The 16,096-nt window shown below is 65.6% G+C and carries 12 protein-coding genes and 1 tRNA gene; 5 read left to right on the top strand and 8 right to left on the bottom strand.

What is annotated here, in order from left to right:
* Positions 1-855: 855 nt before the first annotated feature.
* The 4 genes from AC1RQC_RS02265 to AC1RQC_RS02280 all read left to right on the top strand — a co-directional run bounded on the left by AC1RQC_RS02265 (position 856) and on the right by AC1RQC_RS02280 (position 4,342).
* A complete protein-coding gene (locus tag AC1RQC_RS02265; RefSeq protein WP_006162250.1) occupies positions 856-1,134 on the top strand; it encodes an HU family DNA-binding protein in 279 nt (92 codons plus the stop codon).
* 238 nt (positions 1,135-1,372) lie between these two features.
* The gene (locus AC1RQC_RS02270) at positions 1,373-2,341 is read left to right on the top strand and encodes a DUF2272 domain-containing protein (RefSeq protein WP_492809203.1); all 969 of its coding nucleotides are present in this window, start codon (positions 1,373-1,375) and stop codon (positions 2,339-2,341) included.
* Between the two features lie 205 nt (positions 2,342-2,546).
* Positions 2,547-3,311, top strand: coding sequence for a class II aldolase/adducin family protein (locus AC1RQC_RS02275; protein WP_492809204.1), 765 nt, complete (start codon positions 2,547-2,549; stop codon positions 3,309-3,311).
* A 47-nt stretch (positions 3,312-3,358) separates the two neighbouring features.
* Positions 3,359-4,342, top strand: a complete 984-nt coding sequence (locus tag AC1RQC_RS02280; protein ID WP_492375415.1) for a 2-dehydropantoate 2-reductase — start codon at positions 3,359-3,361, stop codon at positions 4,340-4,342.
* A gap of 241 nt (positions 4,343-4,583) precedes the next feature.
* Here AC1RQC_RS02280 and rarD read toward each other — a convergent pair whose 3' ends face one another.
* Positions 4,584-5,474 (bottom strand): EamA family transporter RarD, encoded by an 891-nt coding sequence (gene rarD, locus AC1RQC_RS02285; RefSeq protein WP_492375414.1) that lies wholly within the window; start codon positions 5,472-5,474, stop codon positions 4,584-4,586.
* 105 nt (positions 5,475-5,579) lie between these two features.
* Positions 5,580-6,713, bottom strand: a complete 1,134-nt coding sequence (locus tag AC1RQC_RS02290; RefSeq protein WP_174424353.1) for a TRAP transporter substrate-binding protein — start codon at positions 6,711-6,713, stop codon at positions 5,580-5,582.
* A 480-nt stretch (positions 6,714-7,193) separates the two neighbouring features.
* Here AC1RQC_RS02290 and AC1RQC_RS02295 point away from each other — a divergent pair, with 480 nt between their 5' ends.
* The gene (locus AC1RQC_RS02295) at positions 7,194-8,927 is read left to right on the top strand and encodes a carbohydrate porin (RefSeq protein WP_492882368.1); all 1,734 of its coding nucleotides are present in this window, start codon (positions 7,194-7,196) and stop codon (positions 8,925-8,927) included.
* Here AC1RQC_RS02295 and AC1RQC_RS02300 read toward each other — a convergent pair.
* From AC1RQC_RS02300 to rsmB, 6 genes are all read right to left on the bottom strand, one after another.
* Positions 8,911-9,711, bottom strand: a complete 801-nt coding sequence (locus AC1RQC_RS02300) for an aquaporin (protein WP_492376174.1) — start codon at positions 9,709-9,711, stop codon at positions 8,911-8,913. The two genes, AC1RQC_RS02295 and AC1RQC_RS02300, sit on opposite strands and share 17 nt — an antisense overlap.
* A 562-nt stretch (positions 9,712-10,273) precedes the next feature.
* A tRNA-Phe gene (locus AC1RQC_RS02305) sits at positions 10,274-10,349 on the bottom strand.
* Between the two features lie 60 nt (positions 10,350-10,409).
* Positions 10,410-11,114: a response regulator gene (locus tag AC1RQC_RS02310; RefSeq protein ID WP_043350899.1), complete on the bottom strand. Its 705-nt coding sequence runs from the start codon at positions 11,112-11,114 to the stop codon at positions 10,410-10,412.
* A gap of 52 nt (positions 11,115-11,166) precedes the next feature.
* The gene (locus AC1RQC_RS02315; RefSeq protein WP_492376165.1) at positions 11,167-13,635 is read right to left on the bottom strand and encodes a sensor histidine kinase; all 2,469 of its coding nucleotides are present in this window, start codon (positions 13,633-13,635) and stop codon (positions 11,167-11,169) included.
* Complete coding sequence (locus AC1RQC_RS02320) at positions 13,632-14,351, bottom strand: DUF4390 domain-containing protein (RefSeq protein ID WP_150987592.1); 720 nt, start codon at positions 14,349-14,351, stop codon at positions 13,632-13,634. Before AC1RQC_RS02320 ends, AC1RQC_RS02315 begins: the two co-directional genes overlap by 4 nt.
* A 175-nt stretch (positions 14,352-14,526) precedes the next feature.
* Complete coding sequence (gene rsmB, locus AC1RQC_RS02325) at positions 14,527-15,879, bottom strand: 16S rRNA (cytosine(967)-C(5))-methyltransferase RsmB (RefSeq protein WP_492882369.1); 1,353 nt, start codon at positions 15,877-15,879, stop codon at positions 14,527-14,529.
* Positions 15,880-16,096 lie beyond the last annotated feature (217 nt).

Genomic DNA, 16,096 nt, shown 5'->3' on the forward strand with positions numbered 1-16,096 from the left:
CCTGCTATCGGCGAGCAAAGAGAACCAGGCAAAAATAAATGGCTGAAAAGCCGCTTCAGACGTGGCTTCTTTTTTGAGCAGAAGGAATTTGCTGGCCGAGGCACGGTTTACTGGCCCGCTCCCATGGTTTTTTGACGAGAAAGAGTGCGTATACGTCCCGTCGCCATGCTGGACGGACGTCGTATACGTGCCGCTTGGTCGCGGTATACGTCCGCGCCGCCTGGCGCGTAAACGCGCACCGTTTGCCGCCCGGTCGGCGCATGCATGACGCGAATAGCCCCGGGATGCCGGCCGCGCTTGCCTATCGAGCACCATGCACAATAGTGCATATCCTGCTGGAAGCCCCTTGAGCCTCGTTGCTACGCTGCGGTGGGTACGCAGTCCCCGCAGCTCGGCTCCAGCGAAAGAATCGCCCACAGCGCCTGCCAGGCCCCTTCACGGGCCGGGATAGTCGCTGCGCGCCGGCCAACTGCCGCTGGCACACGCCCGAGGCCCGGGCATCAGAGCGATTTCGCCCTATACGCGCCGGACTGCGCTTCTGCGATGCAATGCCCCTGAGAGGGCCTACAAGGCGATTTGAGCCGTTTTTCAGGCGTGGATGCCCTCTGGGACACCTGGGCGTGTTAACTCGCCTGAGGCGCATCCTGACGCCGGTGAAGGCCCTGCCTATCCCCGCGAATCCCCACAAAGCCCCAGCCAGCGCGGCCTGGAGCAGGATGCGCTGTAACAATCTGTTCCCGGTTGGCATGGCCCGACACGGTATGATGTGGCCCGCGGCGCCTTTGCCGGCGCCGGTGCGCAGTGCGCCGGCCCAGCCAGGCGTCCTTGTTTTATCAACTCGACACGGAGTGAAGCATGACGAAAACCGAACTGATCGACGCCATCGCGGCCGGCGTGGACGGCCTGACCAAAGCCAAGGCAGAACAAGCGCTGAACGTGACGCTTGGCGCCATCATGGAGGCCGTGGCCAAGGGCGACACCCTGAGCCTGATCGGCTTTGGCACCTTCAGCCAGGGCGAGCGCGGCGAACGCATGGCGCGCAACCCCCGCACCGGCGAAGAAATCAAGGTCGAAGCCGCCAAGACCGTCAAGTTCAAGGCTGGCCAGAAGTTCAAGGACGCAGTGAACCAGTGAGTCCCGCGGGCGGTTTCGTGCCAGCCCCGTTGGATCAACCCCGCCGTGCCGCCACCAGTTGCCTGATGGCATGGGTGAGCGCCAGGCGGGGCGCGTTATCCACAGTGTTTGACCCGCGGTTATCCTGCCGCTTCGCCGTATACGCCGCACCCTCCGCCAGCCCGGTAAGATCGTGCCCTATCGGCGCCTTCTCTCTGTAAATACAAGGGTCTAGGGCGTCCTGCTCAGTAGGCCTCTCATGCACCTTCGTTCGCCGCGCGGCAGATTTCCACAGCTTTATTCACAACGTTTCCCACAAAATTTTCCACAGGCACGAGGGCTTGGCCTGCGCCTGCTGATGGCGCTCGCGCTGGTCTCGGGTTGCACCACGCCTTCTCCGCCCGCCCGGCCTCAGGCGACCCCCCTCCCCGATACGGAGAGACCCGTGACAACGTCCGGCGCCACGCAGCGCCAGCGCATCGTCGAGATCGCCTGGCAGGAGTGGCAGCGCTGGGGTGGCCAGACCGTGCGCCTGGGCCGCGACGACACCGCGTGCGTGGCCGACAGCCCGCTACCGGCGCCTGTATTGCCCGGCATGCCGGTGGCGGGGGCCAATGAGGATGGTGTGGATGCCGCGGACCGCTCCGCCGATCGCGAGGAAGAGGATGGCAGCGAGTCAGCCTGCCTGCGCTTTCCCGATGGCACCGGCATGGAGGCCACGCCCCAGGGTTGCAAGCTCGCCCAACGCTATTGGGCCATCGTGGGCAAGGCTGTCACCTGCCGCCAGATCACCCAGGGAAACTGGGCCTGGTCTGCTGTGTTTATTTCCTGGGTGATGCGCAAGGCCGGCCTGGACGACCGCCAGTTCCTGACCGGCGATTCGCACTCGATGTACGTGGTGGACGCGCGCGACGGCATTTTGCCCGCGCCGGCGTTCCGCATCGAGCCGTTGCCCGCCATGCCCCGCCCGGGCGATGTGATCTGCGCCGCGCGCGGGCGCGACAAGTACCTCGACAGCGTGGCCGAGATCGGCTTTGGCACCACGCCCATGCACTGCGACATCGTGGTCGAGGTCGACCCGGCGGCACGCCTGGTCAAGGCCATCGGCGGCAATGTCCAGCAATCGGTGTCGATGGAGCTGATCGAGCTCGGTGACTCCGGCATGATCGACAGCGTGACCAACTCGCACATGCCGTGGCTGCTGATCATGCGCAACACGCTGCCTTGAGGCTGAGGCGTTGCTGGTTGCCCGGCCGTCAGGCCGGCGCACGCGGGTAGCCCCCGGCTTGACCAGTCCTGCAAAATCATTAACATGGTAATCAATCGGGCAGCGGCATGGTTTTTCCCGCGCTAGCATCCTGGCCCGACCCCACCTGAACCGCATTCCGGAAGCGCGCGCACCGACGCCGCAAGCAACGCGAGAGGAGACCTGCATGGCTGTTGCCAACTGTCATCCGGCGGAATGGGAGGCGCGCGTCAAGCTCGCCGCCTGCTACCGCATCTTCGACCGGCTGGGCTGGACCGAGCTGATCTACAACCACATCACCTTGCGCTTGCCGCCGGAGGCTGGCGGCGATGGCAGCAATCCCCATTTCCTGATCAATCCCTTCGGCCTGCGCTATGCGGAGGTGACCGCTTCCAACCTGGTGAAGATCGATCTGGCGGGGCAGGTCATCGGCGAGAGCCGCTGGCCGGTCAACCCGGCCGGCTTCACTGTGCATGCGGCCATCCACGCCGGCATCCCGGGCGCGCATTGCGTCATGCACACGCACACCACGGCGGGCATGGCGGTCGCCTGTTCGGCGCAGGGCCTGTCGATGAGCAACTTTTACGCAGCGCAATTGTTCGACAAGGTGGCCTACCATCCGTTTGAGGGCATCACCGTGCACGAAGACGAAGGGCCGCGCCTGGTGCGCAATATCGGCGACAAGCCCGCTGTGATCCTGCGCAATCATGGCCTGCTGGCCTGGGGTGACAGCATTGCGCGTACCTTTTCCACGCTCTGGCTGCTCAACCGCGCCTGCGAGATCCAGCTGGCCACGCTGGCCATGGGGGCGGCGCTGCCGGTGCCCGAAGAGGTCCAGCGCAAGTGCACGCGCGACTCGCTGCAATTCAATCCCAAGTTCGGCGCGGGCGAAGATGTGTTCGCAGCACTGACCCGTGAAATTGATCGCATCGATGAATCGTATCGTGATTAGCAATCATTGATTCGTTGCGAGAATAAACTTACAGAAACAAGGCAGTCATGACATCCCTATGCATCGTCGGCGCAGGCGCCGTCGGCGGCTTTATCGGCGCGCGGCTCGCCCGTTCAGGCCAGGCGCTGAACGCACTGGCGCGCGGCCAGACGCTGGAGGCGCTGCGCTCGCAAGGCCTGACCCTGATCGAGGGCGAGCGCACCGAGACGTTTCCAGTCAATGCGCAAGGCGATCCCGCAGCGCTAGGTACGCAAGATGTGGTGATCCTGGCGGTGAAAGCCCCGGCATTGCCGCAGCTGGCGCAGACCATCGGGCCACTGATCGGCCCTGATACGGTGGTGGTGACAGCGATGAACGGCGTGCCGTGGTGGTTCTTCGAGCGGCCCGGCCCGCATGCCGGATTGTCGCTGCGCACCGTGGATCCGCAAGGTGCCATTGCGCGCGCCATCCCGGCCGCGCAGGTGATCGGCTGCGTGGTGCACCTGACCGCCTCCACGCCGGCCCCGGCCACTGTGCGCCACGGCTTTGGCGCGCGCCTGATCCTGGGCGCCGCGGGTGGCGCTACGGGCATGGCAGCCGGCAAGCTCGAGGCCGTGGCCAGCCTGCTCGCCAGTGGTGGCCTGGAGGTCGAGCGCAGCGCCGCGATCCAGCAGGACATCTGGTTCAAGCTGTGGGGCAATATGACGATGAACCCGGTCTCCGTGCTGACCGGTGCCACCTGCGACCGCATCCTCGACGATCCGCTGGTCAATCGTTTCTGCCTGGCGGTGATGGAAGAAGCCAGCAAGATCGGCGCGGTCATCGGTTGCCCGATTGCGCAGAGCGGCGAGGAGCGCAGCCAGGTCACGCGCAAGCTGGGCGCTTTCAAGACTTCGATGCTGCAGGATGCGCAGGCCGGGCGGCCAGTGGAGATCGATGCGCTGGTGGCATCGGTGCGGGAAATCGGCGAGCACGTCGGGATCGCGACCCCCAACATCGATGCGCTGCTGGGGCTGGTACGGCTACATGCGCAGGTGCGTGGGCTTTATTGACGGGGTGTGTCCGGGTAACGGAGTTGGGTATTCATGCCGCTAATCAAGATGGCCTATCTATTTTGTGATCAATAGATAGTAAGAATTATTTTGACCTGAATTGCCAAGACTTGGCCCACTGATCGTTGAGTGGATTGCCTTGAAGACACGAAAATTATCCACGTGAGAAATATTTTCTATTAATAATCGGTCTAGTTCATTGTTGGCGAAAATATAAAGGGGCCTCCATGAGGCCCCTTTTTCACCCTTGCGTCGCCAGCTTCGCGCGCTGGCGCCCCGCCCATATCCCCTCGACCGCATAAACAAGCAGCGATATCCAGATCATCGCGAAGCCGATCTGCTTGCTGGCCGGGAACGGCTCGTTCCAGAGCCATACGCCGAGCAGCAGCTGCAGCGTCGGGCCGGTGTACTGCAGCAGCCCCAGCAAGGACAGCGGGATACGCCGCGCGCCGGCCGCAAACAGCAGCAAGGGGACGGCGGTGACCGGCCCGGCAAGCAGCGCCAGCAACTGCACCCCGCCGCCCACCTCGGTGAAGTCGGCTTGCCCCGTCGCGAACAGGTACGCCAGGGCGCTTGCCGCCAGCGGGAACAGCAGCATGGTCTCCAGCGAGAGGCCTTCCAGCGCACCCAGCGTAGCGGTCTTGCGCAGCAGCCCGTAGCCGCCGAAGGTGGCGGCCAGCGCCAGCGCAATCCATGGCAACTGGCCTGCTGCCACGGTCAGCCAGATTACGCCTGCCGCAGCCAGCGCAATGGAGGCCCACTGGCCGGGACGCAGCCGCTCGTGCAGGAACAGCACGCCCAGCAGTACATTGAACAGCGGGTTGATGAAGTAGCCCAGGCTGGCGTCGACCACCCGGCCGTTCGATACCGACCAGATGTAGAGAAACCAGTTTCCGCTCAGCAGCAGCGCACTGGCGACGAAGCCGGCCAGCAGGCGCGGATTGGTCCAGACGCCGCGCAGCCAGCCCCAGTGGCGCCGCCAGGTCAGCACCAGCCCCAGGAACACCAGCGACCACACCATGCGGTGCAGCAGGATCTCCATAGGCGCGATGCCGTGGAGGGATTTGATATAGAGCGGCAGCAAGCCCCAGATGATGTAGGCGAGCAACGCGTAGAAGATGCCGGTTTGCATGAAGAGTCCCAAGGAATCGGGGGATTCTACCGGCGTAAAAAAGCCCGTGCCGGGCACGGGCTTTTGGCTGGCTTGCGCCACCTCGCATGGATGGCGGCAGCACGCTTACAGCTTGCGCGCGAAGCTGAACTGCGAAAATGCTTGCTCGGCCACGTTGAACCACGCTGCTTCGTTGTTGCGGAAGACGCGCCAGTCGTCGTAGATCTTCTTGAACGACGGGTTCTTGGCGGTTTCCTCGGCGTAGGCGTCCTGGGTGGCCTTGAAGCAGGCCTCCATGATTTCCTTGGAGAACGGACGCAGCTTCACGCCGTTTTCCAGCAGGCGGGCCAGCGCTTGCGGATTGACCGCGTCGTACTTGGCCATCATGTTGGTGTGGACTTCGATCGTGGCCGTTTCCAGCGCGCGCTTGTACAGCGCGGGCAGCTTCTCGTACTCGGTTGCCGACGAATAGAAGGATAGCTGCGCGCTGCCTTCCCACCAGCCCGGGTAGTAGTAGTACGGAGCGACCTTGTAGAAGCCGAGCTTCTCGTCATCGTACGGGCCAACCCATTCCGCCGCATCGATGGTGCCCTTTTCCAGCGCGGGATAGATGTCGCCGCCAGCGATCTGCTGCGGCACCACGCCCAGGCGCGACAGCACCACGCCAGCGAAACCTGCGATCCGGTACTTCAGGCCCTGCAGGTCGGCAACCGTCTTGATCTCCTTGCGGAACCAGCCGCCCATCTGCGCGTTGGTATTGCCGCCCAGGAAGTTGACGACGTTGTATTCCTTGAAGAATTCGCGCATCAGCTTCATGCCGTTGCCCTGCATCATCCAGGCGTTTTGCTGGCGCGAGGTCAGGCCGAACGGGACGGTGGTGTCGAAGCACAGCGTCGGGTTCTTGCCGAAGTAGTAGTAGCCGGCGGTGTGGCCGATCTGGACGGTGTTGTTCTGCACCGCGTCCAGCACCTGCAGGCCCGGCACGAGTTCGCCGGCGGCGAAGACCTTGATGTTGAATTTGCCGTCGGTCAGTTCCTTGACCCGTTGCGACAGCAGCTCGGCGCCACCGTAGATGGTGTCAAGAGACTTGGGGAAGCTCGAAGCCAGGCGCCATTCCACGGCCGGATTGCTGCCGATCACGGCCGGCGCGCTGGCACCGGCGGCGGCCGGCGCGGCGGCTTTTTCTTCCTTGCCGCACGCGGCCAGCGCACCCGTGGCGGCCACGGCCGATGCCTTCAACAGAAAGGAACGACGTTCCATGACTTCTCCTCTTTTATAGATTTTTAGTGCGGCAGCAGGGGGTAGGCACGCCCGCGTCATGCGCGGGCATTGCGCTCTGTACCGAGACGCGCAAGCAGCCAGGGTAAGGCCACCGCGCAACAATGAGCCTGTTACGGAGACACGCCAGGAATGTGGCGTATCCTGGCATGCCTTCGTAACAGGCTCGGGGGCGCCGGTCCGTACCCGTCGGACAGGCCCGATGATTATAGCGGTGGCCCTTTCGCCACGGGGGGCCGCGCAAGTCCGGGTTTTCGCTAGGAAAGTGCAGATTTAGGGGCGGCCGTACATCGTCCTGTCATCCCGCTCCGCTCCCATTGGCATGACCGCGCCATCGCGTGCCAGATGCCGCAAGCGACGTATTCCATATGGTGAGAAGGACGCCCCGCCGCGGTTTTTGTAACCCCGCTTGCGGTCCAATCGGTCGACTGTTAAAAAATCACGCCTTACTGGTCCTGCCCTATGTTGTCTGCCGTTTCGCCCGCTTCCGGCCGCCTGCCGGCGCTCCGCTCGCGTTGCCTCGCCGTTGCCGTGCTGGCCGCCTGGGGATGGAACGCGTGCGCGCAGACCGGGCCTGACCTGGCGGCAGCCGATGTGCCGGCCACGCCCACGGCGGCACAGCGTGCGGCGACCCCGCCTGAGGCTGATCCGCTGGCAGCGCTGATTTCGAATGAACAAGCGGCCGCGGCCCCGATAGCCGGCGACGCCCCTGCCGCGGCTATCGCGCCGGAAGCGCCCAAAGCCGCCGCCGCTGATGGTGCTTCGCCCGCCACCAGCACCGCCACCCCCCCCGCCCTGCCTGAGCCGCCTCCGCCTGCTACCTGGGCCAATGCCGGGCTGGATGACAACGGTATCGAGCTCGCCGGCCCGCCCGATCCACCTTTGCCCCCGGAGCCGGTTGTTGCGCCTCCCCCGCCCGTGGTGCTCTTTCCCAAGCGCCTTGGCGAGTTCGTGGCGGACGCCATGCCGAAGGCCGGCACGCCCGCCGAGGGCGAGGTTGCCGATACGCCGGCGCTGGCCGGCGAAAGCTATGCGCTGGTGTCCCAGCTGCCCGCTGATGATCCTGCCGGCGAGCAGGTCTGGCGGCTCGGCTACAGCGGGCGCGCCGCGTATGACGATCGCACCACCGCCACCCGTGCCTGCGCTGGCGGCGGCACCTTGTCCACCGGCATCGGTGGCGGACTCGCGTGCCGCAGCACCGGCGAGGTCAAGGTCAAGGAGTCCCTGTTCTCGCTCGACGGCGGCGCGCAGGTGCAGCTGGTGGCGCAGGCCAAGGGGACCGATGCCACGTCGATCAATGGCCGCCCGGCCGCGGTTGATCCCTATGCCCTGCTGCCGCAGATCTATACCTCGGTCAGCGGGCTGTCGGTGCTGGACGGCGCCACGATGTGGGCCGGCCGGCGCGAGAGCGCATCGTTCCTGATGTCGTCGGGACTGCTGCCGCCTACATCGCCGGCGATGCGTTTCGGCGTGGATAACGCCCGCTTTGGCGACATCGCGCTCAACTACCAGTACACCGCGCGCAATGACCTGAACGGCGCCAACCTGCCGAGCTATCACTCGCTGCGCACCGCGCCCATCGCCACCAATGAGAAAGGCTCGGTGCAACTGGGCTATACGCGGGTGGAAGCGCAGCCGCTGATCCAGCAGACCGGCAGTGCGTGGTGGGTGTCGGCCATGCACGAGCAGCAAGGCGTGCTCGCCGGCACCAACCGCTTCGGCATGCAGTTTGGCGAGGGCAGCCGTAACGCGTTGACCGGCTACACCGGCATGGGGCCCGCCTTGTCGCGGGTACGCGTGGCCGAATCGATGGAGTGGAAGCAACGCTCGGGGCTGGGCCTGGCGGGCTCGGTTGAGTCCAGCATGCAGTTCGACCGCTCGCCGGTGGGCACGCTGCAATGGATGGCCACGCGCGTGCGCCCCGCCTATATCGCCAGCGACCAGTTCAAGCTGACCTTCGAAGTGGCGCACGACCAGATCTCTTCGGGCTTCGGCGCCAGCGGACAGCGCACTGCGGTGACCGTGGCGCCTACCTTCACGCTTGGCAAGGCGGCCGGCAATGCCAACCTGCGCGCCTTCTACACCTACAGCAAGGCCAACGACGTGGACGGCATCGCCTTTGCCTCACCCACCGATACCTGGGCTTCGCAGACCTCGGGCTCAATCTTCGGCGTACAGCTCAATCGCCGCTGGTAGGCGCGATAGCGGCTGCAGCCGCTGCTCGCCATGGCGCCTTGCGCGTGAGCGGCGCGCGGCCCGGCAGCACCGCGGGTGCTCGCAGCAGCCAGTGGAAGACCAGCGCGGCGCTCAGCCCGCCCGCTAGCTGCGCTAGCACGAAGCCCGGCACATCGATGGCGCGAATGCCGGTGAAGGTTGCCGTCAGCGCGCACGCAAGGGTCAGCGCCGGGTTGGCGAATGACGTCGATGCCGTGAACCAGTACCCTGCAGTGATATAGCCCGCCACTGCGAACGGCACCAGCCCGGGCCGGCTGCGCCCGGTGCCAATCGCTATGCCGACGAGGCCAAAGGTGGCAACAAACTCGCTCCACCACATCGATGGCCCGGTACGGCTTTGCGCCGACCAGGCCAGCGTTGGCTCGCCAAACATCGCATGCGCGCAGGCGACCCCTGCGATGGCGCCGCCCATCTGCACCAGTCCGTAGCGCCAGGCATCGCGCGCCGGCAGCGCGCCGCGCACCATCGCGCAGAGCGTGACGACCGGGTTGAAGTGCCCACCCGAGACCGGTCCCAGCGCGAGCAACAATGCAATCAGCCCGCCGCCCGTGGCCAGCGAGTTCGCCAGCAAGGCCAGCGCGACATTGCCGCCGGCCAGCTGCTGCGCACGAATGCCCGAGCCCACCACCACCGCTACCAGCAGCGCCGTGCCGAGTCCTTCCGCGACCAGGCGCTGGCAGAGCGTGCTCGCAGCCGCAGGTACGCTTGCGCTGTGTGGTTCGGCAGCGTGGGCCGGGTCGGCCATGGTTTCGGGGGAAGGCGCGTGCATCGGGTTTGCAGTGATGGGCGGGAGCGCGCAGTGTTTCGTCTTTCGCCTCGCAGCGTCAATGCATGCTTGGGTTGTTTTGAATGAACCGGTGGTATCGAATGCTTGGCGTGCTTGGCGTGCTTGGCGTGCTTGGCGTGCTTGGCTGAATCGCTATCGGGATGGCATGGATGGTGGCATGACATCGCGAAAATCGGAGGTCAGGATCAAATGCGAAAAGCGGATTTTGGGGGTAATTGGCGCAATGCCGATAATCGCGGACGCGATGGCACTGGACGGACGAATTCGTGCCTAAACATTAGGCGGTGGCAGGCGATATAGCAAGGGTTTGCGCGCGTGCGGCGAGGCCGCAGCAGCAGAGGCGATAGCCGCGTCCAGGCCGTGTTCTAAGTGGCCAAATGCGTGTGGATGGGGGAGGGTCTAGCGCCCAGGGCCGCGCCTCTGAGACGCGCCGGAAGAAGGCCTGCAAGGCAGCGATGAAACGATGGCCACAATGAAAAAAGCCCAAGACCTTTTCAGACCTTGGGCTTTTTCGTAATGCTGGTGGCCTGGGACGGAATCGAACCGCCGACACAAGGATTTTCAATCCTCTGCTCTACCGACTGAGCTACCGGGCCAAAGAAGCGAAACTATAACAGCGCTTTTCGACCCGGTCAAGCGCTGCGTGCATCACCGCATCATTGTTCCGCAGGTTCCGGCTTGTTGCGGCCGAGTTCCACGCCAAGCTGCTTGAGCTTGCGGTACAAGTGGGTGCGTTCGAGGCCGGTTTTCTCTGCGACGCGGGTCATGCTGCCGTGCTCGCGCAGCAAGTGGTATTCGAAGTAAGCGCGCTCGAACAGGTCGCGTGCTTCGCGCAGCGGCATGTCGAAAGAGAAATGCATCTCGGCTTCTGGCAAGCGTTGCGGGCTGCCATTGGCGGTCTCGGCGGCGCTTTCCGCGGCAATCGCCGCCGTGCCCTCGCCATTGCCGTTCGCGGGCAGCGCCGCGCCTGCGGCCACGCCCGAGCGCGGACGCTCGATGCCACGCGCCAGGCCCTGCTCGACTGCCGAAAGCAGCTTTTGCAAGGCAATTGGCTTCTCGAGGAAATTGAGCGCGCCAATCTTGGTTGCCTCCACCGCGGTATCGATGGTTGCGTGTCCCGACATCATGATGACGGGCATGGAGAGCAAGCCTTGGGCCGACCACTCCTTGAGCAGCGTGACGCCGTCGGTATCGGGCATCCAGATGTCAAGCAGCACCAGGTCTGGCGTATTGCCGGCACGGTACTCGCGCGCTTTCTGCGCGTTTTCTGCCACTTCGACCACATGGCCTTCGTCGCTGAGGATTTCCGAGAGCAACTCCCGGATACCCATTTCGTCGTCGACTACGAGGATGGTTGCCATACTTCCCCTCTTGACCCCACCGCGGCTTGCCGGGTTCGGGGCCGCACATTGACTATGCCAGTTTAACGAACAGGATGGAGATCTGCGCCCCGATGATGTCGGAGCCCTCCATGCGATTGCGCAACTCGATGCGTGCGCCGTGTTCGTCAATGATCTTCTTCACCATTGCAAGACCCAGGCCTGTTCCTTTGGCCTTGGTGGTCACATACGGCTCGAACGCGCGACTAAGGATACGCGGAGCGAAACCGGGACCGTTATCCGCAATGGTGAGCTTGACGGCCTGCCGGTCTTCGCCGGCAGAATCTTTGTATTCTACAGTCTCGGTGTGCAGAGCGATATGGGGCGCCGCCCTAGCCGCGCCGAGGTTGTCCGCCACCGCATCCTGCGCGTTTTGCAGCAGGTTGTGAATCACCTGGCGCAGCTGGGTCGGATCGCCCTTGATTTCGGGCAGGCAGGCCGCCAGCGACGGATGGATCACGGCGTGCTCGTACGTGCCGGTGTCGTCGATGCCGTAGAGATGCAGCACTTCGGCGACCAGGCCGTTGAGCTGTAGTGACTGCAACAGCGCTGGCGGCGTGCGGGCGTAATCGCGGAAGTCGTCGACCATGCGCTTCATGGCCTGCACCTGGTTGACGATGGTGGTGGCGCCGCGCTTGAGCACGTCGACGTCGGTGCCCTCCAGTTTGGGCGAGAGCTTCATCTGCAGGCGCTCGGCCGAGAGCTGGATCGGGGTCAGCGGGTTCTTGATTTCATGCGCGAGGCGCCGTGCCACTTCGCCCCACGCCACCGAGCGTTGAGCGGAAATCACATCGGAAATGTCGTCGAATACCACCACGTAGCCGGGTTCGTCGCGCTCGTCGCCGCGCCCGCCCGGCAGGCGCGCGCCGCGCACCAGCAGCGTAAGCGCTTGTTCCTCGTCGCTCTGCGGCAGCTCGATCTGCTTTTGCCAGTGCTGCGCGCCGCCCAGCATTTCACTGGTGCTCTGCTCGGAGAAGGCCTGCCGCACGATGTCGCCGAACTCGCCGAGGACCGGGATGCTGTCGATGGGCTGGCCCAGAGCGCCGGAAAACGGCTGACGGAAGATGCGCTCGGCCCCGGGATTGGCGGTGATCAGCACAAAGCGGCGATCGAACACGAACACGCCGGCGGTGAGGTTCTGCAGCACGCTCTCGAGATACGCCGTCGATTTCTCGAGCGCGCTGCGGTTCTGCTCCACCGCGATGCGCGCTTCCGACAGCTGGCGCGTCATCATGTTGAACTGCTGCGTCAGCATGCCGAGCTCGTCGCGGCTCTTGAGCTCGCGCTTGGGCGAGAGGTCGCCCTCGGCCACTTCCTTGGTCCCTTGCAGCAACATCAGCAGCGGCCGCGCCAGCTGCCCGCCGAGCAACAGCGCCAGCATCACGGCAATGAACACCGCGAGGAACAGCGTGAGCGTCAGCGTGCCGATATACATCTTGCGCAGGCCGGTGCGGCCGAGCGCCTTTTCCTGGTACTCCTGGTAGGCGCGCTGGACTTCGTCGGCATTGCGCGCCAACGCTGCCGGCACCGGATGCACGACCTGCAGGTAGCGCTCCTCGCGCACCGTGTCGCCCACCAGCCCGAACCCGGACGATGCGGCGTCCTCGGGTCGGCGCTCGACCGACAGCCCCGACCCGGCCCAGCGGCCGGCAGCATTGAGGGCCGGCTTGCCCGCGGGCCGGCTGGCGCTATCCGCGGTTGGGGGTGCTTCGGTTTGCGCGGTGGGCGCTGGGCCCAGCGGCACGATGACGCGCAGCCGGTACAGGTGGGCGCCATCGGTACGCTCGGGCTGGTGATGGCTATCGACCGATGGATCGGTGCCCCCTTCCACCGCGGCATAGCCGCCGGCCAGCCGGGCCTGCTCGGCCAGCACGCCAGAGGGCAGGTCCGGCACCAGCGACGCATAGTTGCTCGACGCCGTGGCGATCACGCGGCCGCTGCCGGTAAAGATGGCGGCTTCCTGCACGCCGTATTGCTCGCGCAGCCGGTTGAGCTGCAGCGAGGTGGCAACGTTGGGCGAGCTGGTGAGCTGGTCGGCCATCAGCCGCGCCTTGCCTTGCAGGTCCGACAACGAGCTGTCGATGGTGGAGCGGCCAAGGTTGAGGCCGGCCTCGAGCGCGGTCTCGACGCGAACGTCGAACCAGGACTCGATGCTGCGCGAGACGAACTGCAGCGACACCAGGTAGATCAGCACGCCGGGCAGCACGCCCACCACGCCAAAGAACACGGCGAGCTTGGTCATCAGCCGCGTGCCGAACTTGCCGCGGCGGTAGCGCAGCCACAGGGTCAGCGCCAGCGCGCCGATGATCAGCACCAGCAGGATGCCGATCACCAGGTTGATCTTGAACAGCAGCGTGAAGTACCGATCGAAGAATTCGGTATTGGCCGAGGCGCCGGCGAGCAGTGCCACCAGCACCAGCGCCAGGAACACGATGATGCCCGCCACGACGCGGTAAAGCACGCGCCGGAACCGGCTGTCCCACAGGCTGGGTGGGGCGCTCATGGCTGGCCCGCGGCCGGCTGCACCAGGGTGGTGGGAGAGAGCACGGTCGATACGGTCTGCGCGAACGGCACCGCACGCGTTTCGCCGGCCACCGCGGCGGACGCGGCAGACGCCGGCGCCGGTGTCGGCACGGGCACCAATTGTGGCGGTGGCGTGGGCGCGGGCGGCGGCGGGAATTCGCTCGGCACGGTGAAGCTGAAGCGCCGCCATTCCGATGCCAGGTTCCACTCGCGGGTGTTGACGGCGTTGATCTGGAACGGCTTGGGCAGCTGTGTCAGGTCCAGGCGCATGCGCGCTTCGGCCTGGTAGGTCTCGCCCGGCTTGACCATGCTGCGCTCGAACACGCGCCAGCCACGCACGCGCTGGATGAACTGCAGCGCGCCCTTCAGGCGCATGAACGGCAATTGCAGGCCGCCGGTGGACACGCGGTACTGGCGCGTGAGCGGATGGTAGGACAGCCGCACGCTGCGGCTGGCATTGACGGGTTTTTCATCGAACCAGTACCAGCGTGGGCGGGAAAGCTGGAAATCGACGACGAAATACAGCGAGATGCCTTTGTTGAGCGCGTCTTCAAGCGGCGGCGGCAGATCGAAATCGAAACTCGCGGCCAGATCGAAGCCGCCATCCTGGTACTCGATGCGGGCCTCGTTGACTTCAATGCCGTCGGCGCGCGCCGTGCCCGGCAGCGCGACCAGCGTCATCAGGATACCGAGCATGATCGTCGCCGCGAGCCACCACGACGCCAGCCGCGCGCGCGCGCCGCATAGCGGGCCGGCGCCGGCTACTGAACCAGCTGCCCGGGCTGCAGCAAGGGACACGCACGCACTGTCGTCTGGGACGCGAAGGACGAACAAGCGAAGCGGGTTCGGCATTGGGATCGATTGGGATCGGTCAGGGTCGTTTCTGGAAACGGGCGTAGAAGAAGCCATCGTGATCGGTGGGCAGGCCTTCCTGGCTGCCATTTCCGCCACCGGCCAACTGATCCTTGCTGCCCGGCAGCATCTGGCCGGGCGCTTGCAATCGTATCGCATCTGGTAGCTGTGCACCAAACCAGCGCGCCTGCTCTTCGTTCTCCGTTGGGAAAATAGAACAGGTGACATAGACCAGGATGCCGCCCGGCTTGAGCAGGCTCCAGAGCTGTGACACGATGCGCCGCTGCTCGGTGACCAGCCGGGGGATATCCACCTCGCGGCGCAGCCAGCGGATGTCCGGGTGGCGGCGCACGATGCCCGAGGCCGAGCACGGTACGTCGGCCAGGATGCGGTCGTACTGGCGGTTGTCCCACCAGTCTTGCGGGCGGCTTGCGTCGCCTACCACCACGGTGGCTTGCTGGCCCAGGCGCGCGAGGTTCTCGTCGATGCGGGTGGCGCGCTGCGCGTCGCTCTCCAGCGCGGTGACTTCCACGTTGGCGAGTTCAAGGATGTGGCCGGTCTTGCCGCCGGGCGCAGCGCACGCATCGAGCACGCGCTGGCCGTCGGCCAGGTCCAGAAGCGGAGCGGCCAGTTGCGCGCCGGCGTCCTGCACCGAGACATCGCCCTCGGCAAACCCGGGGATCTGCGACACGGGAAACGCGCGCACCAGCCGCACGGCCTGCGGGCCGATGGCCACGCCCGCCATGCCGGCATTGAGCACGCGCTTGAGGTAGTCGGGCACCGAGACCCGCGCCGTATTGACGCGCAGGGTCATGGGCGGGCGCACATTGGCGCTCTCGGCCAGCGCGGTCCACTGGTCCGGGTACGCCTTGCGCAGCGCATCCAGCCACCATGCGGGCAGGTTCCAGCGCGCTTCGTCGTCCTGGCGCACCTCGGCCAGCAGTGCCTTGCGTTCACGCAGGAAACGGCGCAGCACGGCGTTCACCAGCCCGCGTGCGTGCGCGGTCTTGGGCTCGGAGGCTGCCGCGCTGACGGCCTGGTCGACCACGGTGAACTCGGTATAGCCCCCTTCCCCCTGCTCGTCCTCGACCAGCAGCGCCAGCGCCACGGCCAGCAGTGAGTCCACCAGCGCGCCGGGCGGCCGGGTCACCAGCTTGGTGACCAGCGCGCGCGCCGTGCCGAACTGGCGCATGGTGCGATAGGCCAGGTCCTGCAGGGCGCCACGCGTGGCGGCGTCGCGCACGCGGTCCAGGCGGTACTGGGCAGCGGCGTTCTCGATGGCCAGCGGCAGCGCGCTGCCTTCGTTGACGCCGCGTACGGCAGCCGCGGCGGCGAGCATCTGGAAGGCGAGGGATTCGTGTTGCAGGCGCATGACAGTGGGGCAGTGAGACGGTAAGACGGGGTGGCAGGGGGCAAGCCGCAAGCGGCGAGGACTGGCGGCAAGGCCGGGCGAGGCCAAAAAAACACTGCCCGCCGCTTCCGGGGAAGCACGGCGGGCAGTTTACCCTGTATGTGGCGGGGACCGGCGATTTTGCGCCTGGCTGGCCGCGGCGAGGGGGTAGCGCGGCGGCTTGGACCGCGCTTGTGCC

It is taken from the genome of Cupriavidus sp. GW822-FHT03E04, assembly GCF_058801495.1.

What these genes read in the sequence shown, in the direction of transcription:
- AC1RQC_RS02265 (WP_006162250.1), top strand. Translation starts at nt 856, where the DNA reads ATGACGAAAACCGAACTGATCGACGCCATCGCGGCCGGCGTGGACGGC.
- AC1RQC_RS02270 (WP_492809203.1), top strand. Translation starts at nt 1,373, where the DNA reads ATGCACCTTCGTTCGCCGCGCGGCAGATTTCCACAGCTTTATTCACAA.
- AC1RQC_RS02275 (WP_492809204.1), top strand. Translation starts at nt 2,547, where the DNA reads ATGGCTGTTGCCAACTGTCATCCGGCGGAATGGGAGGCGCGCGTCAAG.
- AC1RQC_RS02280 (WP_492375415.1), top strand. Translation starts at nt 3,359, where the DNA reads ATGACATCCCTATGCATCGTCGGCGCAGGCGCCGTCGGCGGCTTTATC.
- rarD (WP_492375414.1), bottom strand. Translation starts at nt 5,474, where the DNA reads ATGCAAACCGGCATCTTCTACGCGTTGCTCGCCTACATCATCTGGGGC.
- AC1RQC_RS02290 (WP_174424353.1), bottom strand. Translation starts at nt 6,713, where the DNA reads ATGGAACGTCGTTCCTTTCTGTTGAAGGCATCGGCCGTGGCCGCCACG.
- AC1RQC_RS02295 (WP_492882368.1), top strand. Translation starts at nt 7,194, where the DNA reads ATGTTGTCTGCCGTTTCGCCCGCTTCCGGCCGCCTGCCGGCGCTCCGC.
- AC1RQC_RS02300 (WP_492376174.1), bottom strand. Translation starts at nt 9,711, where the DNA reads ATGGCCGACCCGGCCCACGCTGCCGAACCACACAGCGCAAGCGTACCT.
- AC1RQC_RS02310 (WP_043350899.1), bottom strand. Translation starts at nt 11,114, where the DNA reads ATGGCAACCATCCTCGTAGTCGACGACGAAATGGGTATCCGGGAGTTG.
- AC1RQC_RS02315 (WP_492376165.1), bottom strand. Translation starts at nt 13,635, where the DNA reads ATGAGCGCCCCACCCAGCCTGTGGGACAGCCGGTTCCGGCGCGTGCTT.
- AC1RQC_RS02320 (WP_150987592.1), bottom strand. Translation starts at nt 14,351, where the DNA reads ATGCTCGGTATCCTGATGACGCTGGTCGCGCTGCCGGGCACGGCGCGC.
- rsmB (WP_492882369.1), bottom strand. Translation starts at nt 15,879, where the DNA reads ATGCGCCTGCAACACGAATCCCTCGCCTTCCAGATGCTCGCCGCCGCG.